The sequence below is a fragment of the Rhodococcus sp. BP-241 genome (genome assembly GCF_019836145.1).
Taxonomy (GTDB): Bacteria; Actinomycetota; Actinomycetes; order Mycobacteriales; family Mycobacteriaceae; genus Rhodococcoides.
In genome coordinates this window covers 317,957-342,512 of sequence record NZ_JABUEI010000002.1, presented here as the reverse complement: position 1 = coordinate 342,512, position 24,556 = coordinate 317,957, and the positions used below count along the sequence as shown (strand labels likewise).

The following is a 24,556-nucleotide window of genomic DNA, read 5'->3' as shown; positions in this document are numbered from 1 at the left end:
TGGATCTGCCTTCCGCGCCGATCGAGGCGCCGAGTCTCGGGAAACCGTGTGACCGAAGGACACGGCCTGTGTTCCGCTCAGCGCACCACTTAGTGGGTGGCTATTCCCTGCAGTACTGAGTATTACACGCATCACTGGGCCAGAACAGGCTCTTTGATGACTTTCTTGTTACGGGTATGGTTCGCTCAGCGGAACGCGCCGAAGCCGCGCACGTACTCAGCGAATGTGGAAGGTTGGCCCCATGGCCGCAACTACCAGCTCGACCGGCACCGACTCCGCGTCGACGGGAACCGAATCGGCGGATCGGGTGGCCGACGTCCTGCTGTCCTTCGCGCAGTCCGACCGGGCACTGGGTGTCACGGAGCTCGCGCGCCGCCTGGACCTGAGCAAGGCTGTGGTGCACCGGATCCTGCAGTCCCTGGCATCGCGCTCGATCGTGCAGCCGGTGGCGGGCGAGTCCACCTACTCCCTCGGCCCGGCGGCCATCGGACTCGGCACGAAGGCATGGAGCCAACTCGATGTCCGTTCCATCGCCGCGCCGATCCTCCGGCGGCTGCGCGCTCAGACGCTGGAGACGGCGACACTGTCCGTCCTGGTGGGGCATCGACGCGTCTACCTGGACCAGTACGAGAGTCCGCAGGAAGTGAAGATGGTGGTGGAGATCGGGCCGCAGTACCCACTGCACTCCGGTGCCTCGAGCCGCGCCATCCTCGCGTTCCTTCCGCCGCACTACGCGCACGAGGCCTTCGAGGAGCTGCGGGGCAGCACTCCGGACGCCGACGAGACGACGTTCCTGGCCCGGCTCCAGGAGATCAGGGACACCGGCTACGGGACCTCCATCAACGAGCGCAACACCGGCGCCGCCTCCATCGCCGCCCCGTTCTTCGACGCGGCCGGCCACGTGCTCGGCTCGGTCAGCTCCTCCGGACCGGCCTTCCGCTACTCCTCCACCGCCGACGACGATCACGTGGCGCACGCCGGTCAGGTGCTGGCCGCCGCGCGCGCGATCACGCAGAGCCTCGAAGCGCGGGCCGCCCGATGACCCGCCGCATGCCGCGCTCGTTCCTCTACGTGCCGGCCGTGAAGCCCGCCTTGTTCGACAAGGCCGTCTCGGGCCCGGCCGACGCCGTCATCCTCGACCTCGAGGACGCGGTCCCACTCGCGCAGAAGGACACGGCGAGAACCGATGTCGCGCAGTGGCTGGACCGTCCGCGCGACGGTGGAGCGCAGGTGTGGGTTCGCGTGACACCCGAGTTCCTCGCCGAGGACCTCGCCGCGGCGGCGCGACCCGGCGTCACCGGGATCATCGTGGCCAAGTGCGGGGCGGCCTCCCTCGCGGAGGCGGACGAGCGACTCGGAGACGCGGACATCGCGATGGTGGGTCTGGTGGAGACCGCGGCCGCCCTGCGCGGCCTGACCGACCTGGCGAGCAGTTCCCGACTGGTGACCGTCGGCATCGGCGAGGTGGACCTGCTGGCCGATCTGCGGATCACCCGCGCGGCGGACACCGAGCACGTGGTCGACGCCATCCGCGCGGACATCGTGATCGGCTGCGCAGCAGCGGGTCTGGAGGCACCGATCGCACCGACCTCCACCGAGTTCCGCGACCTCGACGCATTCGTCACCACCACCGCGCACTTCGTGCACATGGGCTTCCGCTCCCGCACCGCGGTGCATCCCGGTCAGGTGCCCGTGATCAACGATGCCCTGACACCGGCGGCGGACGACGTGCGCCGGGCCGAGCGCCTCGTCGACCTGTTCGACCGGGCGGCCGGCGGGCCCACGGTCGACGACGACGGGCGCTTCGTCGACGAGGCCGTGGTCCGCGGCGCCCGGGAGATCCTGGCCCGCGTCCGACTCTAATTCCCCAGAGTACGAATCGAATCGAACAGCGCGCCCGGGTCCTCGAGGTCGGCGAGGCCGGCGCACTGCGTTGCGAAGGCGTCGGCTGCCTGCACGCTCAGCAGGCCGTCGACGTTGGCCGTGAACTTCGCTCGAACGTCCTCGAACGACAACGGCCGCTCCGGTCCACCGCGCGTGGTCAACACCTCTTGGACGACGGTGGTGCCGTCGCTGAGATACGCCGTGAGAACGGCCGGGAACTGGTGCGGGAAGATGGCGTCGCACTGTGCGTCCGGGACGACGTCGACGCGCGCCATGATGTCGCGACGCTCCGTCGACGTGGCCTTCTCGTCGGTGTAGTCGTCCAGTACCGCACCGAGTCCACCGCCACCGAGCATGCCCACCGCCACCGCGTAGGGTCCGCTGAACTGAGCCATGTACCCGGTCTGCGGGGTGCGCTTGACCTCGATGGGTTCGCCGATGGTCCGGAGGTTGGCAGCGGGGACACCGAGGACGAACCGCTCGACGTCCGCGGGCGTGATGCCCCGATTCCGCAACGCCGCCGCCGCGTCGAGAGCCGCGTGCGTGAAGTGGTTGGCCGGGTAGGGCTTCACGAAGAGACCCGGCGCGGCCCAGGTGCTGCCCAGGCCGTCGGTGATCTCGGCGGCGCGTCCGCTCTGGTGCAGCCACGCCTGAAAGAATCCGAACCTGCCCTCGAGCACCGTCGGCGGTCCGGTGATGCCGTGCCGAGCGAGACCCGCCGCGGACACGCCGGAGTGCGCCGCCCACCCGCAGTGCATGCGCTTGACCGTGCCACCGGTGCGGTTCGCCTCGATGATGCCGGCCGCCATCGACGCCGCGATACCGAGCGTGTCGACGATGCCGTCGGCCGAGGCGCCGCCGATCACCGCGGCAGCGACCGCACCGCCCATGGCTCCACAGATGGACGTGGCGTGCTGCCCGTTCTCGAAGAACACCGAGTTCTTCGTCTCCGGATCGAACCCCGCCATGCCGAGGCGGACACACACCTCGAGGCCGATCGCAATGCCGCGCACCAGGTCCCGGCCGGAGGCACCGTGCTGCTGCGCCGCGGCGAGTGCGGCCGGTACCACCGACGCGCTGGGGTGCAGTACCGAGGGCAGGTGGGTGTCGTCGAAGTCGAGGGAGTGCGCGAGCACCCCGTTGACGAAGGCCGCGAGGGTAGGCGGGAGGTTCTCCTCCACGCCGACGGCCGAGGCGACGGCCCGGCCGCCCTGCTCCCGCGCCCACGCGGTGGCCATCGCGCTGGTGTCGAGTTCCGTGGCGGCGATCGCGATCCCGAGCGTGTCGAGGACGCGGAGCCCGATGCTGTCCACCACGTCGGCAGGCAGATCGTCGAACGAGTGCGCCACCGCGAACTCCGCCAGCGTGCGGGCGAGTGTGGACTCGGTCATGCCGACACCACCGCGAGGGGGCGCACCGGCGATCCCGTGGCGCCGAAGATGTTGAGCGGCACCAGGACGAAGGTGAACTCGTACGTCCGGGTGAGTGCGAGCTCCTCGAGATCGAGGGCCTCGATGATGTAGATGCCGCTCTCCACCAGCAGGACTCGGTGAGCGGGGAGCAGCGCGTGGCCACCGCCCGGCGCGAGGCGTTCGAAGGCGATGGTGTCGGCGCCCGCAGCGTGCACCTCTCGGGACGCGAGCCACTGCGCGCCGGGCTCGCCGACGCCGGGAACCCCGGACGGACCACCGACATAGGGCTGACCCTCGTCGAACAACTGCGCCCACCCACTGCGGATCAGCACGACGTCGCCGGCCGACACCTCGACACCCTGCGCGGCGCAGGCGGACTCGAGGTCGTCGACCGTGATCTCGTCGCCGCCCTCGAGTCGCTCGGTTCCGCGCACGGCCGGAATGTCGAGCAGGATGCCGCGTCGGATCATCGGCGCGATCGTGTGCACGCCGAGCTCGACGTACTTGCCGCCGACACCGGCCTCGGCCGCGTCGACACCGCCGTGCATCTTCCCCTCGTGGGAGACGTGGGCGAGCGCGTCGATGTGGGTTCCGACATGCGTTCCGGTGGTGATCATGTCGTTCGCGGCGCTGCCGCCGTCCGACCGGGTCATGTCACCGTGCCGACGCGGAAGCGTGTGCCAGAACTGCGGGTGATTCGGCGACTGCGGCATACCGACCCGCAGCTGGCGTCCGAGATCGACCGTGCGTACACCGGCCGTGACGGCCTCGAGAAGTCTGTCCGACATGGCTCGATTCTCTCCTCTGGACTGGGTTCACGGTGCGCACTGTTCCGCTGAGCGGATCGACACCGGAGACACCGGGGTGCCTGACTGTTGTCGATGCCGACCCTAGCAGCCCTGATCACGTCCGGCAGATGTATTGACCAGCACGAGTGTCAGTCCTAGCGTTGTCGCATGACCGACTCGGCGACGTTCCTTTCAGCGGAACAGGTGCGACTACGCATCGACGATCTGGCGCGTTTCTGCGTGGACCTACCCGCGACCGGTACCGCGTACGAGAGTCGGATCCGCACCGTGCTGCTCGACCTTCTGGGCGTCACCCTGGCGGGAGCGCGGACACCGGAACTGACCGCGCTTCTCACGCGGTGGCGAGCCGAACCGGGCACGACGGCCACCGTCGGCCGCGGCGCCCACACCGGCGTGGAGACGGCGGCCTACCTGGACGCGATCGCCTCGTGCTGCCTCGAACTGGACGAGGGCAACAAGTACGCGGCGGGTCACCCTGCCGCCCATGTGCTCCCGGCCGCCGTCGCAGCGGCCCGCCTCGGCGCGCAGGCGGTGCCGGGCGACCGGTTCGTCGCCGCCGTGGTGGCCGGTTACGAGGTGGCCACCCGCTTCGGCGCCGCACTGACCCGCGACCCGAAGTGGCACACCCACGGACACTGGGGAGCGACCGGCGCCGCCGCCGCCGCTGCCGTCGTGTGGGATCTCGACGCCGAGCGCACGGCGGCCGCGATCGACGCCTCGACCGCGCTCGTGCACGTCGCACCGTGGGCCGTGGTGCTCGCGGGCAACTTCGCCCGGAACCTGTGGATCGGCGGCGCCGTCCGTGCGGGACTCGACGCCGCACGGTTGTCCTCGGCAGGACTGGTGCACAACAGCGGCGCGGCGGCGACGACCCTGGGGGACATCGTCGGCACTCTCGATGCCGACAGGCTCGCACCCGCGCCGGACGGCACGTTCGCCCTCGATCAGGGGTACGCGAAGCGCCATGCCAGCTGCTCGTACACCCACGCCGCCGTCGACATCGTGCAGGCTCTGCGCACGAACCTGGATACCGCCGACATCGCGAGCGTGCGCGTCCGCACCCACGCGCTGGCGGAACCCCTGTTCGGTCGGCACCCCTCGACGCGGCTCGGTGCGATGTTCTCGCTGCCGTTCGTCGTGTCCGCCGCGGTGGTGGCCGGAAGCATCGACTTGGAGACCCTGACGCCCGGCAGCGCGACCTTCCGTGCGGCGGAGGAGTTCAGCGCACGGGTGGACGTCGAGTCGTCGCCCGCGCTCACGGCGCTGCTGCCCGACCGACGCGCCGCGGAGGTCGACATCGTTCTCGTCTCCGGCGAGACCGTGTCGGCGGGTTCACCGGATCCGGTGGGCGACGTCGACCATTTCCCGTTGGACCACGCACAGATACTGGAGAAGATCGAACGGCTCGTCGGCGCGGAGGACGCCGGGCGGATCGATCGCGTGGTCACCGATGTCCTGGATTCTTCGGACGTGGTCCGAACTCTGACCGCACTGCCCTGAGCAGCGCGTTCCGGCGGAAACCGACCACCCTGTAACGTGACGCGCGCCCCGCGCGACGTGTGGTGTGACCCGTTGCTGCCATTCACCTGAGGACCTGCATGACCGCGTATCCGCCGCCGTTCCAGCCGCCCCACATCGAGGCCCGCAAGAAGGGCAACAAGGGCAAGATCACGGCCGCTGTCGCCGCCTTCGTGGGCCTGTCCGTCGTCGGAATGGGGCTGATGCAGGAACCCGAACCCGTCGCCGCGAGCGCGGAGACCACCCTCACCACCACGTCGGCCGCACCGACCACCACTCCCCGCGCGACGACCACCACCCCGCGGCCGACCACCACGACGTCGACGACCACTGCCGTCACGACCACTCCCGAGACCGTCACCGTGTACGCACCGCCGCCCACCACGACGGTGCCGTACGTCGAGACCCCGTACGTCGAAGTGCCGGACGTCGACGTGCCGGACGTCGACGTGCCGGACGTCGACGTGCCGGACGTCGACCGCGCCTACGTCCCGGCGCCCGTGCCGTTCGTCGCGCCGGTACCCGCACCGGCTCCGTACGTCGCGCCGGCCGTCGTTCCCGAGTCGTCCGGATCGACGTACTACACGAACTGCACCGCGGCTCGGAACGCCGGCGCGGCGCCCGTCCGCGTGGGCGACCCCGGCTACGGCTCGCACCTGGACCGCGACGGAGACGGCGTCGGGTGTGAGTGAGCTCAGCGCACGCTCTTGAGAACGGTCACCGCCGGCTTGGCCACCCCGTTCGAGCGGTAGACCCCGAAGTAGTTCTCCTTGTCGGGGTTCACCGCGGTCATCGCGGCGCGGTCTGTGGTCTCGTAGAAGAAGATCGGCCCGGCCCACGAGTAGGACAGGCGGTTGTCGACGGCCTGTCGGTAGGCCGTCGCCTGTACCTGCTCGCTGACGCTCGGGTCGCCCGCGGTGGCGGCGCCGGCCTCGGTCATGACGATGAGCTTCCCGGCGTCGCCGTTCTCGGTCATGATCGTGCGCGCGCTCTTCTGGTAGATCGTGCCGTCGGGATTGGTGAAGTCGACGCTCATCTGCGACCACGCGTTCCAGTCGGCAGTGTCGTTCGGCAACGCGGGCGCGGTGTACGGGTGCCAGCCGACGGCGTCGAAGTACGGTCCGGCGCCGAGGTCGTACATCTGATCGAGGTAGGTGATCGGTGAGACGGCGTGCCCTTCCGGGCTCTGACCCGTGGTGCCGTAGGGGGACAGTCCGGCGGCCACGATGCTGATGGCGCTGGTGGTGGCGGCCTTCATCTTCGGGTAGGCCGCCTTCAGCAGATCGACGTAACCCTGCACGTTCGGCTTGCCCGTCACCGGGTCGGCCCAGAACATCCACAGGTTCGGCTCGTTCCACACCTCGAACGATCGAACCCCCTGCGGCGCATACTTGCTCACGACCTTGGCGGCGAACGTCGCGTAGTCGTTCGGGTTCGTCGGCGGCGTGCTGCCGTCGTTCGTCGTCCGAGCCCACGGCGGTGTCTTCTGGATGAGCAGCAGGACGTTGAGGGACTTGGCCTTGGCCGCCGCCACCGCTCCGTCCGGACCCGACCAGTTGTAGGCCGTCGGCCCACCGTCCTGGACGTACCACCAGTCGATCTCGATGCGGACCCACTTGGCGCCCGTGCCCGCGACCCGGGTCGCCTGCGCCTGCTGAGCGCTCGAGCTGCTCCGGAAGTCGATGCCGTTGAGCCCGATGCCCTGACGCCCGACATAGGGACTCGCCGCCGACGCGGTCGGCACCGACAGAGTGGCGATCACCGTCGCCACCACCAACAGAATCTGCGCAACGCGTCTACCGACCTGCATGACCGCACTCCCCGACCGACTCGGCTACCGCGACACGCGGAAGCTCTCGGTGTCAGAAGTACCACCAGTCACATCAGTCACACAGGTAACACGCCGAACGCGGGTTCGATCACCTCAGCGCGCGTTTGAGCAGCTTGCCGCTCTGGTTACGCGGCAATTCGTCCATGAACCGCACCTGTTTGGGAATCTTGAACGGTGCGATGCGACCCGAGACGTGGGCGATGATCTCCTCGGCGGTCACCGCACGACCGTCCTTCACCGTCACCACCGCCGTGATCGCCTCGATCCACTTCTCGTCCGGAACGCCGATCACCGCGACCTCGGCCACCGCCGGATGGGTGTAGATCGCGTCCTCGACCTCCCGCGACGCCACCAGGATGCCGCCGGTGTTGATGACGTCCTTGATGCGGTCCACCACCGTCACGAATCCCTCCGCGTCCCGGGTCACCAGATCACCGGAGTGGAACCATCCGTCGCGGAAGGCCTCGGCCGTGGCGTCCGGGTTCTCCCAGTACCCGTCGCACAACTGCGGTGAGCGGTAGAGGATCTCGCCGGGTTCACCGTCCGCCACGTCCTCACCGTCGGCGTTCACCACCCGCGTCTCGACGAAGAAGACGGCGCGCCCGCACGAGGCGGGCCGTGCATCGTGCTCCTCCGGCTGCAACACCGTCGCCAACGGACCGATCTCCGACTGTCCGAAACAGTTGAAGAACCGAAGGTCCGGATACCGCGCCCGCAGCCGCTCCAGCACCGTGACCGGCATGATCGATGCCCCGTACTGCGCCTTGGTCAGGGACGACAGATCGCGGGTCTCGAGATCCGGGTGTCCCGCCAGAGGGACCCAGACCGTCGGCGCCAGGAACAGCGAACCGATGCGGTCGGCCTCGACGCGGCGCAGGATCTCCGCGACGTCCGGCTTCGCCATCAGGCGCACCGTCGCGCCGACCGACAGGTACGGCAGGGCGAACACGTGCATGCCGGCCGAGTGGTACAGCGGCATCGCGACGAGCGGGGCGTCGTCGGCGGTGAACGCCAGTGCCAGGACGGACGAGACGTACTCGCTCACCAGCGCACCGTGAGACATCATCGCGCCCTTGGGCTTCGACGTCGTTCCCGAGGTGTACAGCAACTGGGCGAGATCGGTGGTCAGCACCGTGGGCAGCGCGACCGACACGTCGGGAAGGTCGAGAAGCTCCTGCAGAGAGAGCACGACGTCGAGATCGAGACCCGTCCGCACGGCGTCGACCGCCGGCGCCAGAGCGTCGTCGACCAGCAGCGCGCGAGCACCGGACTGGCCGACCAGGTAGGTCAATTCGTTTTCGACGAGGGCGTAGTTGATCGGCACGTGCACCAGCCCGGCACGGCAGCAGGCGAGGAACCCGACGATGTAGGAGTCGGAGTTGGTGCCGTAGGCCGCGACCCGCTCTCCCGGTGCGAGCCCCGTCGACACCAGGTACCGAGCGACGCGGGACACCGCCGCGTCCAGTGCCGCATAGGTGTGCGTTCGACCGTCGAACTCCAGGGCTGCCCGGTCCGGGTACCGACGCGCCGACCTCGTCAGGACTGCGTCGACCGTGCTCGCGCGAACATCAGCTGTCATACCTCGGACACTAGAGAAGGCCGGGCGCCTCCGGTGCCCGTTCGAGACGAGCGCGAAGGAGCGACCACTCGGAGGCGGTGACCACGGACGGATTCGACTGCTGGGGCGACCGGAGCATCTCGAGTCGGTCCAGCCCGGCCGTCCCGGCGCACTCCGCGGCCGTCACGGGCTCGCCGAGCGTGGTGATCTCGGTGGGAACGTGCAGGCGCGGATCGTCGGGATCGTGCATGTCGACAGCGGGGCCGAGCACGGTCCCCACGCCCCAGAATCCCCGCGCGGGGTGCACGCCGGATCGGTTGCTCACCCACAGCAGGATGGGCTGACCGGCCGCCATGAGGCGCGAACGGTAGTTGGGCGCCACGCACCAGTCACCGCCCGCGTGCCCGTCGGCGAGCAACGAGGCGACGTCGGTCCTGCGGGGATTCACCGTGATGACCCACGCCCCGAGAGTCCGGGCCGTCACCTTCTCCATGCGCGCGTCCTCCCTGATTCCTGTGAGACTCCAGTAACATTTTGCTCGGAAATGGGTATAAGTCAGCGACTGACCCACCAACCGAGGAAACGTGATGCCAGCACATCGGCGACCGACTCGCACCGGACGACGGATCGCGGTGATCGGCGCCGCGGTGACCGTGCTCGCCGGCGCAGCCACCACCACCATGGTGCTGTCCGACAGTGCCCCCGCCACGGCCAGTGCCTCGGACGCCCCCGCACCCGCCGCGCCGGTCACCGCAGTCGACTCGCCCGTCGCCCTCGACACTCCGGCGGTGCAGATCGCTCCCCTCGCCCAGCAGGCCGCCGAGGAACCGTTCGACGCCTTCGCCGAGATCATGCAGATGGCCGGCTACCCGACCGACCCGGACACCGCCGCCTTCATGGACACCTCGGTCACCTCGATCTGCCGAGACCTCGCCGTCGGACGCACCGGAGTCGACATCCTCGCCGACACCGCCGACCGGACGCGAGTGCGCGGATGGTCGGACGAGCAGTCGGACGGACTCGTCTACATCGGCGTCGCCTCCACGTGCTCCGCGTACTCGCACCTGCTCCCCTGACACTGGAGATTCACCGACCGGCCTCCGGCCTTCCCGCAGTCCACCGACCGGCCTCCGGCCTTCCCGCAGTCCACCGACCGGCCTCCGGCCTTCCCGCACGTCAGCGCCGGAGTTGCCGTGCGCCGTCCCAGCCGGGCGGCGGCGGCGCCGTCGAACTCCAGGGATGCCCGCGGTCGATCCACAGCCGGCGCCAGGATTCGGGCGTCACCCCAAGGTCGTCGTCGGTGACACCAAACTCGTAGCCGCACGACGGGCAGATCTCGTACGACGCTCCCGCCTCCGACCACGGCGGGTCCGCGAGACCGGGGTAGTGGCAGACCGGGCAGAGGTGAGTGGTCATTCCGGAACTCCTGGTTGGCGGTCCCAGTACGACGCACCGGATCCGGGCTTGAAGTATGTCTTGGTGGTGCCGTCCGGCGTGTAGGACGCGAACGTGTTGGTCTCCGGGTCGTACATCCGCACGGTGCCGTCCGGGCCGACCTTGACCTGATGCGAGCCCTCCGTGCGGAACCGCGCCGCGAGGTCGGCGTACTCGTCGGCCGACCGCGCACCCACGTCGGCGCCGTGGCGCGCGAAGTGGTCGTCGAGCGCACGAGTGGACGACCACCCTGCCGGCGGCGGACCGGCAGCACGCTCCGCCGCACTGACGTCGTCCAGGCCGACGGGCACACGAGTGGTCAGATCCTCCACGTCGTCGGCAGCTCGTCGCACCGTCGCCATCGACGTCTCGGTGCGCCGCATCCGAGCGAACGCGTGCAGCGCCGCGATGACCGCGCGCACTCTCGAGGCGGTACGTGCGAAACGACCGGCCGTGATCGCCGCTCCCGCCGCGGCCGACAGTCCCGCGGACACGAAGGCCAACCCGATACCGACCGCGACGGCCGCCGCCTCCTCCACCGCGAACTGCTCGATCAGGTCGCGGATGTCGCGGCGCGTCTTCTCGAGCTGCTCGGCGTAGTCGTGGCACGCGGCGGCCAGCCCCGAGCACGCACCCGCCACCGCTTCCACTGCCTCGGACAGTCGACGGAGGTCCCGCACCATCGCGTCCCGCTCCGGCACGTTCACGGCACCCAGATCGGCTGCGGCACCGAGCACCTCGGACCGTGCGTCGAGCATCGCCTGCCCCAGCACGATCCACGCGCTCGACGCGTCCCGCAGTGCGTCGGTGTCGCCGTTGGGGCACGGCACGCCGACCGCATCGGCCAGCTCCACCGCACCCTGGAGCCCCGGGCCGAGGTCACCCACCGCGCTCGGGTACTCGAGCTGCCGCGCGGCGGACGGTGCCCGTCCTGCCGGCGGCGGGGTACTCGGAACCACTGCGATCGACTCCGCCGCAACGTGATTCGTACCCGCCTGATCGACGAGCCGCGCCAGCACCGACGTCGCCGAGAACGTCGTGGCGAGTGCGCGGGAGAGATCGACGACGGATCCGTCGTACGCCCGGCCCCACTGCTCACCCGCGGCGTCGCTTCCCGCCATCGCGGCCCACGCGCGCGACGCACCGTGGTGGACGTTCACCGCACTCGCCATGATCTCGTCCGCGCGATACACCGACCGAGCCGCCTCGGCGTAGACCTCGGGTGACACGTCGAGAACGACCGGGGGCGCCATCAGTCGCGCCCGAACATGCGGCTGTTCGACTCGAGGGCCGCGGTGTACGACGAGTGTGCCCGGCGCGCAGCGTCTCTCATGGTCTCGACACCGACCGCCATCTCGCGAGCCCCAGCCGACCATGCGCTCTGCGCGGCGCGATGAGCCTCTGCCGCCGTGCCCTCCCACGGCAAGGCGGACACCCGCACCGACACGTCGTCGAGCGCGACCCGCGTGGCCTCGGCCAACCGCGTCAGCCTCACGACCACGGCATCCAGTTCGGCCAGGTCCACTCGGTAGCCCGTCACACCGCACCCGCGATCGCGGCCGCGGCCGTGTCGTCCTGTCCCGCATAGGCAATGGCTGCGATCTCGAGTCGACCCGCTGAGTCCTCGAGCGCCGCGACCACCGATCGGGCGCCGTGATGAACGGTGCCCCACCCGTCGACGAACGCTGTCGCCGCCAGGCCCTGCCACGAGGCGGACACCGCGGCGACGACCGAGGCGGCCTCCGCGACCTCCCGCTCGAGATCCAGCGACACCCTGCCCAACGCCCTGGCCGCGTCCACCATGGTCGCCGCGTCGACAGCCGTGTGTTCCATGCCGTGCTCCCCCCGCCCGGCGCCGGCGACCGGTCGTCGGCGGCGTGTGCAGGCATGGACGGGCAGGACTCACGTTCGGTTCCCGCGGAACCGGTCAGCAGTGTCCGGACACACGAATGCGGCGCCTGCCCCGTGCAGACGCCGCATTCGGATGGTGGTCACTGTGCTCCGTGGTGACGGTGCACGGTGATCAGATCAACGCTGCCCCCTCGTTCGAACGAACAGTCCGCAGCATTGACCCGGATATCTCTCGGTGATCAGCGGTCGAGCTTGTGCTTCACCGTCTCGGCCAGATCCTGACCGAAGCTCTGCGCGACCGACAGTCGCTTCTGGGCGACCCGGCGCGGGGCGTTGCGCCGACGGCGCACCACGACGACGGCAACGATCGCACCGACGACGGCGGCGATGACGGGGGCGCTCACTGCGGAGGCCTTCTTCACGTCGGACGAGTTCGCGTCGAAGCTGCGCACCTGCTGGGCGACGTTGTCCGCGGCGTGCTTGGCACGATCGGCGACCTCGCCGGCCTTGTCCTGCGCCTTGGCAGCGACCTCGTTCGCCTTGTCGGCTGCCTTCTCCGCGACGTCCCCGGCCTTGTCGGCCACCTCGTTCGCCTTGCCGGCAGCCTTGTCCGCGACCTCGTCGGCCTTGTCGGAAGCCTTGTTCGCCGCGTTCTCCCCGCCGAATCCGTCCTCGCGCAGAACACCGAGGCGAGCGAGGACGCCGCGCTCCACCTCGTGTTCAGCGCCCTGTCCTATCTGACGTTCCTCGACGACGAGGACATCTGGAGCGGCAGCGACGCCGACTACGAGCACTGCATGGAGGACCTCACCGATTTCGTCGACGGCGTCCCCGACACGCTGACGCCCGAGGACATCACCCTGCCCGAGGTGAGTGCGGACGCGGAGTCGGCGGCACTGGCCGAGCTCGCGATCGTCCGCGACGTCGACGCCCTGCTCGCCTGGTCGAGCACCGGTCGGCCGATCGACGCGAAGGAGGTGGCCGCCGCGCTGGGGCTCACCGTGCCCGCGTCGACGTTCCAGATGCCCGCCGACGTGCCCGAACTCGCCCACGCCTGGACCACCGCCGTGTCGTCCGGCGTCGTCGAGATCTCGGACGCCGGCGCCGCTCCCGGACCACTCGCGGCGAACGTCCGGGCGCGCGAGGCGGACGCTCTGCGCACCGTCGTCGCGGCGCACGTCACGGCGCAGTTGTCCGCCGACGACGAGATCGACGTCTCCGCCTCGGTGGCCGACAGCTTCGTCGCCCAGGCGGTGCTGGCCGCCATGACGCCGGACCCGCCCGAGGGCAACCTGGACGAGAACTACGACGACCTCGAGGGCGAGGACAAGCGGACGGCGGAGTTGGTGACCGCGAAGCTCCGAGCGTTCATCGACCAGGGACTGCTCGTCGGCGGAGAGGTGTTGCTGGTGCCACCCGAGCTCCGGCACGCGGTACTCGACGGCGTGGGACGCGCGGACATCTTCGGCACCGTTGCCGCAGAGACCTCCGCCGAGGACTGACACCGCGGCGTAGCGTGCGCGGCGTGGCCCTGATTCATCGCGCGACCATCGTTCCCACCAAGATCGACCTGCTGCGGCAGTGGGTTCCGCTGCAGCCGTGGGCGGCAGGCATCGACGCCGGCACTCTCGAGGTCGTCGACGCCTACCGCTTCGACGATCCCGACGGCGAGGTGGGACTGGAGTCGCACCTGCTCCGCGCCGCCGACGGGACGATCCTGCACGTGCCTTTCACGTACCGATCGGCACCGCTACCCGGCGCCGAGACGGCGCTGATCACCACCATGGAACACAGCGTGCTCGGGACCCGCCACGTTCACGACGCAGCGCACGATCCGGTGTATCTGGCGACGCTGCTGCGGACCGTTCTCACGGGCGGAACTCAGGCGGCGTTCGAGTACTCCGAGCCCGGGCCCGAGCGCGAAGTCACCGCACTCGTCCACGGAACCGGACAGGCCGGCGCCGACGTTCCCGACGTCCACGCGCCGTCGGTCGACACCCGCGGCACCGACACCGTCGTCGACGTCGGCACCGCCGTGCTCACCCTGCATCGCGTCCCGCTGGACGGCCCGGCCGATCGCGACGCCCTTGTCGGCACGTGGGCCGGACGGGCTCACCCTGCCGTTCTCGCGACGGCCGTCCTGCATGGAACAGCGCACGGCGGGTAGGCCACTGCCGACGAGCGGGGCCGCCCGGTCGGGAGAGGACCGCACATGCCGTACGAGGATCACGACCTGGAGCTCGACCTGCGCTGGTGGGCCGCGGCGAACTATCTGACCGTCGCGCAGATCTACCTGCAGGACAACACGTTGCTCCGGGAACCGCTACGGGCCGAGCACATCAAGCCCCGGCTTCTCGGGCACTGGGGCACGAGCCCCGGCCTGTCGATGATCTACACGATTCTCAACCGGCACATCCGCCGCACCGACACCGACTGGCTCTACGTCACCGGTCCCGGCCACGGCGGTCCCGCACTCGTCGCGTCGACGTATCTGGAGGGCACGTACAGCGAGATCTATCCTAAGGTCTCCCGCGACGCCGAGGGACTGCGAGTGCTGTGCCGCCAGTTCTCCTCGCCCGGCGGCATTCCGAGCCATGTCAGCGTGCCCACACCCGGCAGCATCCACGAGGGCGGCGAACTGGGCTACGCACTCGTGCACGCCGCGGGTGCCGCCTTCGACCGCCCGGACCTCACGGTCGCCTGCGTCATCGGAGACGGTGAGGCGGAGACCGGGCCGCTGTCGGCGTCGTGGAAGCTTCCGGCCTTCCTGAACCCGCGTCGCGACGGCGCGGTGCTCCCGATCCTGCACCTCAACGGTGCGAAGATCGCGGGGCCGACGGTCCTCGGCCGGACCTCCGACGAGGATGTCGCACAGTATCTCTCGGGGCAGGGCTGGGCACCCGTCGTCGTCGAGGGCGACGATCCGCACCAGGTGTTCCGCGATCTGGAACAGGCGATCAGGAACGCACACGAGACGATCCGCGAGGCACAGCGCGCCGCCCGCTCCGGGTCCGGTGATCGCGTGCGCTGGCCGGCGATCGTGCTGCGCACGCCCAAGGGATGGACCGGTCCGCACGAGGTGGACGGGGTTCTCGTGGAGGGAACGAACAGGGCGCACCAGGTTCCGCTGTCCGGAGTGCGCGACAATCCCGCGCACCTCCGACTCCTGCAGGACTGGTTGTCGTCCTATCGGCCCGAGACACTGTTCGACGAGAACGGCACCCTGGTCGAGGAACTCGCCGACCTCGCCCCGTCGGGTGACAAGCGCATGGGATCGACGCCCTACGCCAACGGCGGACGACTCCTCACACCGTTGACCATTCCGACCCTCGACACGTACGCCCTGGACATACCCGCACCCGGCACCACGTTCCACGGGACGACGAAGGTGCTCGGCGAGCTGCTCCGAGACATCTACTCGCGCAACACCACCGAGGACGGCGGCGGATCCTTCCGGCTCTTCTGTCCCGACGAGACGGCCAGTAACCGTCTCGACGCCGTGTTCGACGTGACCGACCGCTGCTGGCAACTGCCCACCACCGAGTGGGACACGGCGCTGTCTGCGGACGGACGGGTGATGGAGGTGCTCAGCGAGCACCTGTGCCAGGGATGGCTGGAGGGGTACCTGCTCGCGGGCGGGCACGGACTGTTCGCGAGCTACGAGGCGTTCGCGATGGTCAGCGTCTCGATGATGATCCAGCACGTCAAGTGGCTCCAGCACGCCCGCGACCTGCGGTGGCGCGAACCCGTCGCGTCGCTCAACATCCTGTTGACCAGCACGTGCTGGCGCAACGACCACAACGGCTTCAGCCACCAGGGCCCCGGCATGATCGACGCCGCCATCCCGCTGTCCCCCGAGGTGGTGCGCGTGTGGCTGCCCCCGGACGCCAACACACTGCTGTCCATCTCCGACCACTGCCTGCGCAGCCGGGACCACGTGAACCTGATCGTCGTGGACAAGCAGGAGCACCTGCAGTACCTCACGCTGGACGAGGCACACGAACACTGCGCCCGGGGAGCGTCGATCTGGGAGTGGGCGGGCACCGAGGCGAGCACCGCCGGTCGGCCCGAGGTCCCGGACAGTCCCGACATCGTGCTCGCGAGCGCCGGCGACGTTCCGACACAGGAGATCCTGGCCGCAGCCGAACTGCTCCGCGAATGGGTTCCGTATCTTCGGGTGCGGGTGGTGAACGTCGTCGATCTGATGGCGTTGATGCCGGTGCGCGACCACCCGCACGGCATGCCCGAGGAGACGTTCGTGGACCTTTTCACGGCGGACACCGACGTCGTCTTCGGCTTCCACGGCTACTCGCGCGCGGTGCACGAACTCCTGCACGGACGCACCGGTGCCTCCCGATTCCACGTGCACGGCTTCCGCGAGCAGGGAACGACCACCACGCCGTTCGACATGGTGGTCGTCAACGAGATGAGCCGATACCACCTCGTCCTCGACGCGCTGCGACGTGCGCGACGCGTGCCCGAACACAGTGCCGATCTGGCCGATCACTGTCGGAACCAGTTGGAGCGTCACCGGTCCTACGTCGTCGAGCATCTCGAGGACATGCCCGAGGTGAAGGACTGGACGTGGGGGTCGGCAGAGCGTCACTGACCCGCGGCGGGGGCGTGTCGACGCCCCCGCCACCGTCATCCCGCCGACCGGGTCATCCGGCCGGCTGGGTGTCCGGAATCCCGCTCTCCGGTGGGGTCGCCTCCTCACCGGTGTACTCCTCGACGGCCGAGTCGCCGATGTCCGTGACCAGGACCGGGGTCAGGTTCTCCGGCTTTCCGTTCGTGATCTTGTAGACGCTGGCACCGGAGATGCCGAGGTGACTGTCCTCGGAGTAGCGGAACGGGGCGAGCTGAGGGCCGGGCAGGTCCTTGCCCTGCGACTGCAGCGCCGACACGATCGCCTCCCTGGTCGGGTTCTCACCCGCGGCCTGCAGGGCCTGCACGAAGGCGTAGGCGTGGCTCATGCCGTAGATGCGGTAGTTGGTCAGCTCCTCACCGGTTCCGTTGGAGGCCCACACCTTCTGCCACAACTGCGTCCACGGGTTGTCCGGCGAGTCGATGCCGGGGATGTACTCGAGGGAGATCATGTTCTCGAGCGACGAGGCGCCGTCGGTCACCGCGCCCTGGGAGAAGCGTCCGAGCAGCGACCCCACGAGGTCCACGTCGGAACCGATGGAGCTGTAGAACCATTCGGGCGTGTAGTTCAGTCGGCGGGAGACCAGCTGGCTCAGTGCCGTGTACGACGGGACGTTGAAGCCCAGGATCAGATCGGCACCCGCCGCCTGGAGGGACGCGATCTGCGGGGCGACGTCGGTGTTGCCGGACGTGTAGCGGGCGACGCCGACGATCTGATCCTCGAGGTACTGGCGCACCGCGGCCTCGCTGTCGCGGCCGAGGTCGTCGTCCTGCAGGAAGAGTCCCACCTTGGCGTCCGGCCGGTTCTTCTGCACCCAGTCGCCGATGATCTTGCCCTCGACCTGGTAGTCGGGCTGCCACCCGAAGGTGTTGGGGTACTTGGCCGGATCGTTGCCCCACATGATCGCGCCCGAGGACACGAGCAGATCGGGGACGCCCTCCTCGTTGAGGAAGTCGATGACCGCGCTGTGGGTCGCGGTGCCCAGACCGCCGACCATCGCGAACACCTCGTCCTGCAGGACCAGCTCGTTGACCACCTGTGTGGTGGTGGTCGGGTCGTACGCGTCGTCACGCACGAGGTACTCGATCTGCCGACCGTTCACCCCGCCGGCGGCGTTGACGTAGTCGAAGTAGGCCTTGGCGCCCGTGGGGATCTCGCTGTACCCGGGAGCGGCGACTCCCGTCAGGGGATAGTGCGCACCGATCTTCACCGAGGTGTCGGTGATCCCGACGGTCGAGCCCTCCGTGGACTCCTCCGCCTCCTCACGGCCACCCGCGCCGCACGAGGCCACCAGTACGACGGCCGCAGCGAGAGCGGTGCCCCGCTGCGCCCATGTTCGGATCCTGTTCATCGAACTCCTTCTCTCTTCAGACGACGCTGTACGAGACGACCGCGGACCGTGCCGACCAGTCCGAGTGGCGCGAAGAGGATCACGACCACGGTGAAGATGCCGGTGACCAGAGGCGCGAGTTCCGCGGCCTGCAGGCTGCTCAACCCGGCGTCGAGGCCCAGGTTGGTCACCACCGGCGGGATGTAGGTGAGGAGCGCGGCACCGATGAGAGCGCCTGTCAGCGAACCGAGTCCGCCGATGACCACAGCGGAGAGCAGGGTCAGGGACAACACCAGCGTGAACCCGCTCGGCGCGGCGATGCGGGAGGCCATCGCCATGATCGCCCCGGCGGCACCGGCACACGCGGCACTGACCACGAAGGCCAGCACCCGTGCCCGCCCGAGGTCGATCCCCGCGATCTCGGCCGACACCTCGTCGTCACGCACGGCGCGCCACCGTCGTCCGACGCGACTCGACGACACGTTGGCCAGCAGGAAGAACACCAGCACGAGCAGGAACCACCCGACGTAGGCCACGAATTTCGTGGACGTCAGCTCGTTTCCGGTGACGAAGAAGGCGATGTCGTCGAGCGCGGCCGGCACGTCGGGACTGGGCACGATGAGACCCTGCTCGCCCCCGAGGTACTCCGAGAAGTACAGCGCGAGACCAGGGACGGCGACGGCGAGCGCCAACGTCGCGCCGGCCAGGTAGGGCCCGTGCAATCGCGCCGCGGCGACCCCGACGACGACCCCGACCAGACCGGCCACGACAGTGGCCGCGATCAGGACCAGGGGCACCGACCAGCCGGACTCGTTCGCCCGCAACATCAGTGCCGCGGTGTACGCGCCGACCGCCATGAACGCGCCGTGCCCGAGGGAGAGCTGACCGTTGAGTCCGGTGAGCACGGTCAGCCCGGCCGCGGCGATCGCGAGATACGCCACCGACGTCAGCTGGCTCTGCCGGAACGTGCTGACGCTCTCCAGCACGAGAATCACCACGACGAGGGCCAACAGAGCGCCGAGCAGGTGCCGCCGCACCGGAGTCGACACCACGCGGGCGACGCGCGAGCGTGCGGGTGAGGGGGTGGGCCTGTCGGTCGTCGTCACGGTCATGTCAGACCCTCCTCGCTGCCGCGGCAGCGAACAATCCGTTGGGACGCAACAACAACACCGCGATGAGGATGACCAGCGCCGCGAAGGACACGAGGTCCTGCCCGATGTAGCCACTGACCGCACTGAGCCCGACGCCCATCAGCAGTCCGCCCACCACGGCGCCCACCGGGCTGTCGAGACCGCCGAGCACGGCGGCCACGAATCCGAACACCACGACGGAGTCCATGTAGCCGGGGTGCACCAGCGACCCGCCGGCGATGAGCAGACCCGCGACCGACCCGACCACCGCGGCCAACGCCCATCCCAGCGTGAGCATGCGGCCCACGCGCACTCCCAGCAGGCGCGACACCTCCTGGCTGAAAGCACTGGCGCGCATCGTGAGTCCGAGATCGGTGAACCGGAACAGCGCGACCAGCGCGGCGAGCACCACCAGCACCGCGACGACCTTGTAGATGTCGTTGCCCGTCAGCGCCACGTCCACGGACCCGATGCGCCGACCGTCGAGACCGAACGGAGCGGGAAAGGACCGGAACTGGTTGCCGAACACCAGTGCCGCCACCGCGTGGATCACGATGAAGAGACCGAGAGTGAGGATCACCGGATTGATGTGCGACGCGCTGTCGACGTACCGGATGATCAGTCGCTCGATCAGCGCGCCGAGCACGAGGCCGGAGACGAGCGCGGCGGCGAAGCCGACCCAGTAGGAGTAGCCGGCATCGACCACGACGAGCGCCACGTAGGTGGTGATCATCGCCATCGGCGCCTGCGCGAAGTTCACGATGCGCGTCGAGCGCCAGATCAGCACGAGTGCCAGAGCGAATGCGGCATAGACCATCCCGTTGGTCACTCCGTTGATGACGATGGTGAGCAGTTGTTGCACTCTGTCGTCCTTTCGTGAGGGTGGTCAGAAGCCGAGGTAGGCGTGGCGGAGTTCCTCGTCGCCGACGAGGTCGGCCGCCGGACCCTCCCGCGCCACCGTTCCCAGGGACAGCACGACGGCGTGTTCGGCGATGGACAGCGCGCTGCGGGCGTTCTGCTCGACCAGCACGACGGTGAGGCCGTCGGAGTCGACCGAGTCACGCAGCGTCTGGAAGATCTGCGCCACCACGCGGGGAGCGAGCCCGAGCGACGGTTCGTCGAGCAGCAGGATCGTGGGGGTCGCCATGAGGGCGCGCCCGATCACCAGCATCTGACGCTCACCGCCCGACAGCGTGTGCGCGGTCGACGCCCGACGCTCCGCGAGAGCCGGGAACATGGACAGCACGCGGTCGATCCCCACCACGGCCGCGGACCTGTTGCGGCCCAACGCTCCCAGACGCAGGTTCTCCTCCACGGTGAGTTCGACGATGACCCCGCGGCCCTCGGGCACATGCGACAGTCCACGCCGTGACATCGACTCCGGACTCGCTCCGACGAGGTCGACCTCGCCCATCCGGATGTGGCCGGACACCGGCGGGTGCAGCGCCGAGATCGTCCGGAGCAGGGTCGTCTTGCCGGCACCGTTGGCCCCGAGCACCGCGGTGACCGCGCCGCGGGGCACCCTCAGCGACACGGAGTCGAGCGCGGTGACGGCGCCGTACCGCACCGTCAGATCGGACACGGTCAGGGCGTCGCGGGTCGCCTCGTCCCGCACGACGTCACGCGTCACGGTCCACCTCGTCCCCCAGGTAGGCGGCGAGCACAGCGGGATCCTCGCGCACCGTGTCGGGTGTCCCGCGCGCGATGACCTTCCCGAAGTCCAGGACCACCAACCGATCACAGACACTCATGACCAGATCCATGTGGTGCTCGACCAGGAGGATCGACATTCGCGAGGTGAGTCCGCGGACCAGCTCACCCAGCTCGTCCATCTCGGCGTTGGACAGACCCGACGCCGGCTCGTCGAGAAGCAGCAACGTCGGCTCCCCCACCAGCGCCCGCGCGAGCGCGACGCGTTTGCGCACCGCGTACGGCAGGCTGGGCGGGTACCGGTCGGCGTACTCGTCGATGCGGAGTTCGGACAACGTGGCCAGAGCCCGGTCGCGGATCGCGGCGGTGTCGGCCCCGCTCCGAGCGAGTCCGAGCAGCCCGGCGACGATCGAGGTCCGGGCGAGATGGTCCGCACCGACCATGACGTTCTCCACCACGGTCATCCGGTCGAACAGCCCGAGGCCCTGCAGTGTGCGGCTCATACCGAGCGCCGCCAGCGCGGTCGGCTTCAGCCGGCGTACCACCCGGCCGTTCCGGGTCACGGTGCCCGACTGCGGCGCGACGAGGCCGCACGCCACGTTGAACAGTGTCGTCTTGCCCGCCCCGTTGGGTCCGATGACTCCGACGACCTCGCCTCGTCGGACATCGAGTCCGACGTCCGACAGGGCGACGATGCCGCCGAACGACACGGTGACGGACGACAGCTCGAACACGGACTCGGTCATGGTCTCGATCGTTGACACAGTGGCCCACCTCACATCTTGGTGGCACTCACTATGGTCACTCCGCACAGTCGGCGATATGGTCTCCGCGCACGAAAAGGGTCATGCCGCGGGCACCAATTTCGGTCAAACCGCTCGAACCGTCGGGCGCTGTGCGCAAAAATGCGCGCATGGCGTCGCCGTCGATCGGCCGTGGATCGGGGCTGCACCCTGTCCGCGGACGGCTGTCGGCGGAGGAACGAACCGCGATCCAACGCGCGTGGGCGACGCTGATCCCGGAGGCGGACGCCATCGCCGACTCCATCACGTTGGCCCTGTTCGAGCAGGACCCCGACTATCTCCAGGCCGGCTCCGACATCACGGCCGTGGTCCGTCGCAGCACGCGGGAACACATCCGTCTGGGGCTGCGCAAGCTCAGCGGCACGCAGCACGGTAGCGAGGACAACACCGAGGTGTGGCGGCGCACGGGTCGCGAACGCGCGCGCCAGGGCATCCCCATGGAACTCGTGCTCAAGGCGTACACCCTCGGTAGTCGAACGTTGTGGGAGGAACTCGTCAACGCTCGCGGCGCGAATCCCGGGCTGCTCGAGCCGCGACTGCTTCTCGTCGCCGGCCAACGGTTGTGGCACGCACTCGATGCGCAGAACACGATTCTCGTCGACTCGTACCGGCGTGAGACCGCACGGATGCAGCAGCGCGACGTCACGAAGATCCTCGCCGTTCTCGACGGCTTGCGCGACGGGCGCGGAGCCGATCCCGCGTTCGTCGTCGATGCGCGGAACACACTGGGGCTCACCGCACAGCATCGGATCGCGTGCGTGGTGGGCCCGCTGTCCGAGCGAGGTGACCCACCCCTGACCTCACCAGAGGACGCCGTCGACGGCGTGACATCACTGTCGCACTGGCACATTCGCGACGGGGTTCAGTTCGGCGTCGTGTGCCCGGCCAAGGCGGACCTCAGCTCGGTGGCGGAGGCTCTCGCCGCACGCGCGGTCGGACCGGTGGGCATCGCCGCGTCGACGGACGGACTCGTGACCTTCGCCGCCGCGTACCGAGCTGCCGCGCGCACGGCGGCCACCATCGGCGCCGGCGACACTCCCGCCGCGGTGGCCACGGACCGACTGCCCCACATCGTCATGTCTGCCGACGACGAGATCTCGGATCTGGTCGTGTCCCACGCACTCGGGTCGCTGAACGGACACCCGCCCGCGCAGCGGGAGGTACTGCTCCGAACTCTGGCGCACGTCCTCGCCACCGACGGTTCACCCACCAACGCCGCCAAACTGCTGTACTGCCACCGGAACACGGTGATCTATCGGCTTCATCAGGTCGAGGAACTGACCGGCCGATCCATCACCGCGCCGGACGACCGGCTCCTCCTCACCCTTGCCCTGGTCCGCTCCGGGCACTGGGCGGACGCGGTGGCCGGCGTCGGCGCCGCCACGACTGTCACACCAGAGAGCTCGACCGCAACGTCAGCACGGTGATCTCGCTCGGTGCGAAGACACGGAACGGTGGACCCCAGAACCCCGTGCCCCGGCTCGTGTAGAGCTGCGTGCGGGCGCCGTGTCGGCTGAGGCCGTGGACGACCGGTTGATCGAGTCGGACGAGCAATCCGAACGGCCAGATCTGCCCGCCGTGTGTGTGCCCGGAGACCTGCAGATCCACTCCCGCCGCCACTGCCGCGTCGATCTGCTTCGGCTGATGCGCCAGCAGGAAGATCGGCAGCGACGGTTCCGCGTCCGCCAGCGCGGCGGTCAGATCCGCGCCGTGACCCACCTCGCCCGACCCGCGCGCGGTCCTGTCGTCCACCCCGGTGACGACGAGCCTGTCACCACCGCGCATGACGGTGATGTGCCTGTTGTGCAACGAGTCCCAACCCAGTGACGTCATGTGGTCGAGCCACTCCTGGGCCTCGCCGAAGTACTCGTGGTTGCCCGTGACGTAGACGCGTGCCGACTTCGCGTGCACCCGTTCCAGCGGCGCCACCTGCTCACGTCGACGCTCCACCGACCCGTCGGCGAGATCACCCACGTGACAGACGATGTCGGCGTCCTGGCGATTGATCTCCGCCACGACGTCGGAGGACCAGACGGACCGTTCGATCGGCCCGTAGTGCGTGTCCGTCACCAGGACGACGCGGAGCCCGTCGAGTCCGGCGCCGAGTCGATCGAGCGTCACCGTCACGTGCTTCGTGCGCGGCAGCCGCATCGCCTCGCGTCGTCCCCAGACCGCCAACGCGACGATGACGGCCAGCACGGCGCCGGCGACGATGCGTGATCGCAGCGGATCGTCGACCCCGACGATGCCGAGCCCGAGCCGTACGACGAGCCCGATGATCGACCACACGAACGCGATCCACACCAGTCCGAGCAGGGTGTCCCCGATGCGGGCCCATCGGTCGGAGTGTGCCCGGCCGTGCCCCTTCGCCATGCCGATCACGAGCGCGGCGGCAGCACCGACCGCGACCACCGTCGCGATGATCCTCGCGGCGATCGGCCAGTCCGCGCCGGTGAACGCGAGAGTCCACAGCGGCGTCCCGAACAGGATCGCGAGAACGACTGTCACGACGGCGAGCCGGCCCACGGGCGGCCCGCCGGACGGAGTGCTCTCGCGAACCTCGCCCGGCACTGAGTGGTCCGACATGGTGCACGTTCCTTCGGTGTCGGGAGCGTCGGCGATCTCTCGAGGAGCATCGCCGCGCGTGGGAGAGACGCGTCAACCGTACGCGGAACCGTGCGGCCGGTCCGCGCGTCGAATG

25 protein-coding genes are annotated in these 24,556 nt (G+C 69.4%); 9 read left to right on the top strand and 16 right to left on the bottom strand.

Annotated features, from left to right (window positions below):
• Positions 1–241 precede the first annotated feature (241 nt).
• Positions 242–1,042: an IclR family transcriptional regulator gene (locus tag HQ308_RS04885; RefSeq protein ID WP_222645593.1), complete on the top strand. Its 801-nt coding sequence runs from the start codon at positions 242–244 to the stop codon at positions 1,040–1,042.
• 8 nt (positions 1,043–1,050) lie between these two features.
• A complete protein-coding gene (locus HQ308_RS04880; protein ID WP_222645591.1) occupies positions 1,051–1,863 on the top strand; it encodes a CoA ester lyase in 813 nt (270 codons plus the stop codon).
• On the opposite strand, the gene HQ308_RS04875 is transcribed toward HQ308_RS04880, so the two are convergent.
• Together HQ308_RS04875 and HQ308_RS04870 are read right to left on the bottom strand one after the other, a co-directional pair.
• Positions 1,860–3,275 carry an MmgE/PrpD family protein gene (locus tag HQ308_RS04875; RefSeq protein ID WP_222645589.1) on the bottom strand — a complete coding sequence of 472 codons (1,416 nt, stop codon included), beginning with the start codon at positions 3,273–3,275 and terminating at the stop codon, positions 1,860–1,862. The genes HQ308_RS04880 and HQ308_RS04875 overlap by 4 nt on opposite strands.
• The gene (locus HQ308_RS04870; RefSeq protein ID WP_222645587.1) at positions 3,272–4,084 is read right to left on the bottom strand and encodes a cyclase family protein; all 813 of its coding nucleotides are present in this window, start codon (positions 4,082–4,084) and stop codon (positions 3,272–3,274) included. Before HQ308_RS04870 ends, HQ308_RS04875 begins: the two co-directional genes overlap by 4 nt.
• 168 nt (positions 4,085–4,252) lie before the next feature.
• Between HQ308_RS04870 and HQ308_RS04865 the strand changes: the two genes are divergently transcribed.
• Together HQ308_RS04865 and HQ308_RS04860 are read left to right on the top strand one after the other, a co-directional pair.
• Positions 4,253–5,605, top strand: coding sequence for an MmgE/PrpD family protein (locus tag HQ308_RS04865; protein ID WP_222645585.1), 1,353 nt, complete (start codon positions 4,253–4,255; stop codon positions 5,603–5,605).
• A 98-nt stretch (positions 5,606–5,703) separates the two neighbouring features.
• Positions 5,704–6,315, top strand: a complete 612-nt coding sequence (locus HQ308_RS04860; RefSeq protein ID WP_222645583.1) for an excalibur calcium-binding domain-containing protein — start codon at positions 5,704–5,706, stop codon at positions 6,313–6,315.
• Positions 6,316–6,317: 2 nt separating this feature from the next.
• Here HQ308_RS04860 and HQ308_RS04855 read toward each other — a convergent pair whose 3' ends face one another.
• The 3 genes from HQ308_RS04855 to HQ308_RS04845 all read right to left on the bottom strand — a co-directional run bounded on the left by HQ308_RS04855 (position 6,318) and on the right by HQ308_RS04845 (position 9,505).
• Positions 6,318–7,433, bottom strand: coding sequence for a cellulase family glycosylhydrolase (locus HQ308_RS04855; protein ID WP_222645581.1), 1,116 nt, complete (start codon positions 7,431–7,433; stop codon positions 6,318–6,320).
• A 109-nt stretch (positions 7,434–7,542) separates the two neighbouring features.
• Entirely contained in the window at positions 7,543–9,033 is a 1,491-nt protein-coding gene (locus HQ308_RS04850; protein ID WP_222645579.1) for a fatty acyl-CoA synthetase, read from the bottom strand.
• Between the two features lie 10 nt (positions 9,034–9,043).
• On the bottom strand, positions 9,044–9,505 hold the full coding sequence (locus tag HQ308_RS04845; RefSeq protein ID WP_056442050.1) for a hypothetical protein: 462 nt from the start codon (positions 9,503–9,505) through the stop codon (positions 9,044–9,046).
• A gap of 94 nt (positions 9,506–9,599) precedes the next feature.
• Between HQ308_RS04845 and HQ308_RS04840 the strand changes: the two genes are divergently transcribed.
• On the top strand, positions 9,600–10,088 hold the full coding sequence (locus tag HQ308_RS04840) for a hypothetical protein (RefSeq protein WP_222632946.1): 489 nt from the start codon (positions 9,600–9,602) through the stop codon (positions 10,086–10,088).
• Between the two features lie 100 nt (positions 10,089–10,188).
• On the opposite strand, the gene HQ308_RS04835 is transcribed toward HQ308_RS04840, so the two are convergent.
• The 5 genes from HQ308_RS04835 to HQ308_RS04815 form a co-directional block, all read right to left on the bottom strand.
• Positions 10,189–10,428: a hypothetical protein gene (locus HQ308_RS04835; protein ID WP_222639501.1), complete on the bottom strand. Its 240-nt coding sequence runs from the start codon at positions 10,426–10,428 to the stop codon at positions 10,189–10,191.
• Positions 10,425–11,699, bottom strand: coding sequence for a hypothetical protein (locus HQ308_RS04830; protein WP_222645577.1), 1,275 nt, complete (start codon positions 11,697–11,699; stop codon positions 10,425–10,427). The genes HQ308_RS04835 and HQ308_RS04830 overlap by 4 nt, the downstream gene beginning before the upstream one ends.
• Positions 11,699–11,986, bottom strand: a complete 288-nt coding sequence (locus tag HQ308_RS04825; protein WP_235578887.1) for a WXG100 family type VII secretion target — start codon at positions 11,984–11,986, stop codon at positions 11,699–11,701. Before HQ308_RS04825 ends, HQ308_RS04830 begins: the two co-directional genes overlap by 1 nt.
• Positions 11,983–12,279, bottom strand: coding sequence for a WXG100 family type VII secretion target (locus HQ308_RS04820; protein WP_056442041.1), 297 nt, complete (start codon positions 12,277–12,279; stop codon positions 11,983–11,985). Before HQ308_RS04820 ends, HQ308_RS04825 begins: the two co-directional genes overlap by 4 nt.
• A 257-nt stretch (positions 12,280–12,536) precedes the next feature.
• On the bottom strand, positions 12,537–13,010 hold the full coding sequence (locus HQ308_RS04815) for a hypothetical protein (RefSeq protein ID WP_222645576.1): 474 nt from the start codon (positions 13,008–13,010) through the stop codon (positions 12,537–12,539).
• 3 nt (positions 13,011–13,013) lie between these two features.
• On the opposite strand from HQ308_RS04815, the gene HQ308_RS04810 reads away from it, so the two are divergent.
• From HQ308_RS04810 to HQ308_RS04800, 3 genes are read left to right on the top strand one after another with little or no spacing between them, the layout of a single operon-like run.
• Positions 13,014–13,799: a hypothetical protein gene (locus HQ308_RS04810; protein ID WP_222645574.1), complete on the top strand. Its 786-nt coding sequence runs from the start codon at positions 13,014–13,016 to the stop codon at positions 13,797–13,799.
• A gap of 23 nt (positions 13,800–13,822) precedes the next feature.
• Entirely contained in the window at positions 13,823–14,464 is a 642-nt protein-coding gene (locus tag HQ308_RS04805; RefSeq protein ID WP_222645572.1) for a hypothetical protein, read from the top strand.
• Positions 14,465–14,509: 45 nt separating this feature from the next.
• Positions 14,510–16,906: a phosphoketolase gene (locus tag HQ308_RS04800; protein ID WP_222645569.1), complete on the top strand. Its 2,397-nt coding sequence runs from the start codon at positions 14,510–14,512 to the stop codon at positions 16,904–16,906.
• Between the two features lie 52 nt (positions 16,907–16,958).
• Here HQ308_RS04800 and HQ308_RS04795 read toward each other — a convergent pair whose 3' ends face one another.
• Genes HQ308_RS04795 through HQ308_RS04775 form a run of 5 tightly spaced genes read right to left on the bottom strand, consistent with a single transcriptional unit; the run spans position 16,959 to position 21,798 of the window.
• Positions 16,959–18,293, bottom strand: a complete 1,335-nt coding sequence (locus HQ308_RS04795; protein WP_222645567.1) for an ABC transporter substrate-binding protein — start codon at positions 18,291–18,293, stop codon at positions 16,959–16,961.
• Positions 18,290–19,384 carry a branched-chain amino acid ABC transporter permease gene (locus tag HQ308_RS04790; RefSeq protein ID WP_222645565.1) on the bottom strand — a complete coding sequence of 365 codons (1,095 nt, stop codon included), beginning with the start codon at positions 19,382–19,384 and terminating at the stop codon, positions 18,290–18,292. The genes HQ308_RS04795 and HQ308_RS04790 overlap by 4 nt, the downstream gene beginning before the upstream one ends.
• A gap of 1 nt (position 19,385) precedes the next feature.
• Positions 19,386–20,264: a branched-chain amino acid ABC transporter permease gene (locus HQ308_RS04785; protein WP_027504741.1), complete on the bottom strand. Its 879-nt coding sequence runs from the start codon at positions 20,262–20,264 to the stop codon at positions 19,386–19,388.
• 24 nt (positions 20,265–20,288) lie between these two features.
• Entirely contained in the window at positions 20,289–21,032 is a 744-nt protein-coding gene (locus HQ308_RS04780) for an ABC transporter ATP-binding protein (RefSeq protein ID WP_307108338.1), read from the bottom strand.
• A complete protein-coding gene (locus tag HQ308_RS04775) occupies positions 21,022–21,798 on the bottom strand; it encodes an ABC transporter ATP-binding protein (RefSeq protein WP_261775734.1) in 777 nt (258 codons plus the stop codon). Before HQ308_RS04775 ends, HQ308_RS04780 begins: the two co-directional genes overlap by 11 nt.
• 167 nt (positions 21,799–21,965) lie before the next feature.
• Here HQ308_RS04775 and HQ308_RS04770 point away from each other — a divergent pair, with 167 nt between their 5' ends.
• Positions 21,966–23,282: a CdaR family transcriptional regulator gene (locus tag HQ308_RS04770; protein ID WP_222645563.1), complete on the top strand. Its 1,317-nt coding sequence runs from the start codon at positions 21,966–21,968 to the stop codon at positions 23,280–23,282.
• Here HQ308_RS04770 and HQ308_RS04765 read toward each other — a convergent pair.
• Positions 23,245–24,441, bottom strand: a complete 1,197-nt coding sequence (locus HQ308_RS04765; RefSeq protein WP_222645561.1) for a metallophosphoesterase — start codon at positions 24,439–24,441, stop codon at positions 23,245–23,247. The two genes, HQ308_RS04770 and HQ308_RS04765, sit on opposite strands and share 38 nt — an antisense overlap.
• Positions 24,442–24,556: the final 115 nt, after the last annotated feature.

Excerpts from the sequence above, each read along its gene's own strand:
- HQ308_RS04765 (WP_222645561.1), bottom strand. The coding sequence starts at position 24,441 with ATGTCGGACCACTCAGTGCCGGGCGAGGTTCGCGAGAGCACTCCGTCC.
- HQ308_RS04835 (WP_222639501.1), bottom strand. The coding sequence starts at position 10,428 with ATGACCACTCACCTCTGCCCGGTCTGCCACTACCCCGGTCTCGCGGAC.
- HQ308_RS04870 (WP_222645587.1), bottom strand. The coding sequence starts at position 4,084 with ATGTCGGACAGACTTCTCGAGGCCGTCACGGCCGGTGTACGCACGGTC.
- HQ308_RS04860 (WP_222645583.1), top strand. The coding sequence starts at position 5,704 with ATGACCGCGTATCCGCCGCCGTTCCAGCCGCCCCACATCGAGGCCCGC.
- HQ308_RS04800 (WP_222645569.1), top strand. The coding sequence starts at position 14,510 with ATGCCGTACGAGGATCACGACCTGGAGCTCGACCTGCGCTGGTGGGCC.
- HQ308_RS04845 (WP_056442050.1), bottom strand. The coding sequence starts at position 9,505 with ATGGAGAAGGTGACGGCCCGGACTCTCGGGGCGTGGGTCATCACGGTG.
- HQ308_RS04865 (WP_222645585.1), top strand. The coding sequence starts at position 4,253 with ATGACCGACTCGGCGACGTTCCTTTCAGCGGAACAGGTGCGACTACGC.
- HQ308_RS04830 (WP_222645577.1), bottom strand. The coding sequence starts at position 11,699 with ATGGCGCCCCCGGTCGTTCTCGACGTGTCACCCGAGGTCTACGCCGAG.
- HQ308_RS04770 (WP_222645563.1), top strand. The coding sequence starts at position 21,966 with ATGGCGTCGCCGTCGATCGGCCGTGGATCGGGGCTGCACCCTGTCCGC.
- HQ308_RS04820 (WP_056442041.1), bottom strand. The coding sequence starts at position 12,279 with ATGGAACACACGGCTGTCGACGCGGCGACCATGGTGGACGCGGCCAGG.
- HQ308_RS04855 (WP_222645581.1), bottom strand. The coding sequence starts at position 7,433 with ATGCAGGTCGGTAGACGCGTTGCGCAGATTCTGTTGGTGGTGGCGACG.
- HQ308_RS04795 (WP_222645567.1), bottom strand. The coding sequence starts at position 18,293 with ATGAACAGGATCCGAACATGGGCGCAGCGGGGCACCGCTCTCGCTGCG.
- HQ308_RS04790 (WP_222645565.1), bottom strand. The coding sequence starts at position 19,384 with ATGACCGTGACGACGACCGACAGGCCCACCCCCTCACCCGCACGCTCG.
- HQ308_RS04840 (WP_222632946.1), top strand. The coding sequence starts at position 9,600 with ATGCCAGCACATCGGCGACCGACTCGCACCGGACGACGGATCGCGGTG.
- HQ308_RS04880 (WP_222645591.1), top strand. The coding sequence starts at position 1,051 with ATGCCGCGCTCGTTCCTCTACGTGCCGGCCGTGAAGCCCGCCTTGTTC.
- HQ308_RS04875 (WP_222645589.1), bottom strand. The coding sequence starts at position 3,275 with ATGACCGAGTCCACACTCGCCCGCACGCTGGCGGAGTTCGCGGTGGCG.
- HQ308_RS04775 (WP_261775734.1), bottom strand. The coding sequence starts at position 21,798 with ATGACCGAGTCCGTGTTCGAGCTGTCGTCCGTCACCGTGTCGTTCGGC.
- HQ308_RS04885 (WP_222645593.1), top strand. The coding sequence starts at position 242 with ATGGCCGCAACTACCAGCTCGACCGGCACCGACTCCGCGTCGACGGGA.
- HQ308_RS04850 (WP_222645579.1), bottom strand. The coding sequence starts at position 9,033 with ATGACAGCTGATGTTCGCGCGAGCACGGTCGACGCAGTCCTGACGAGG.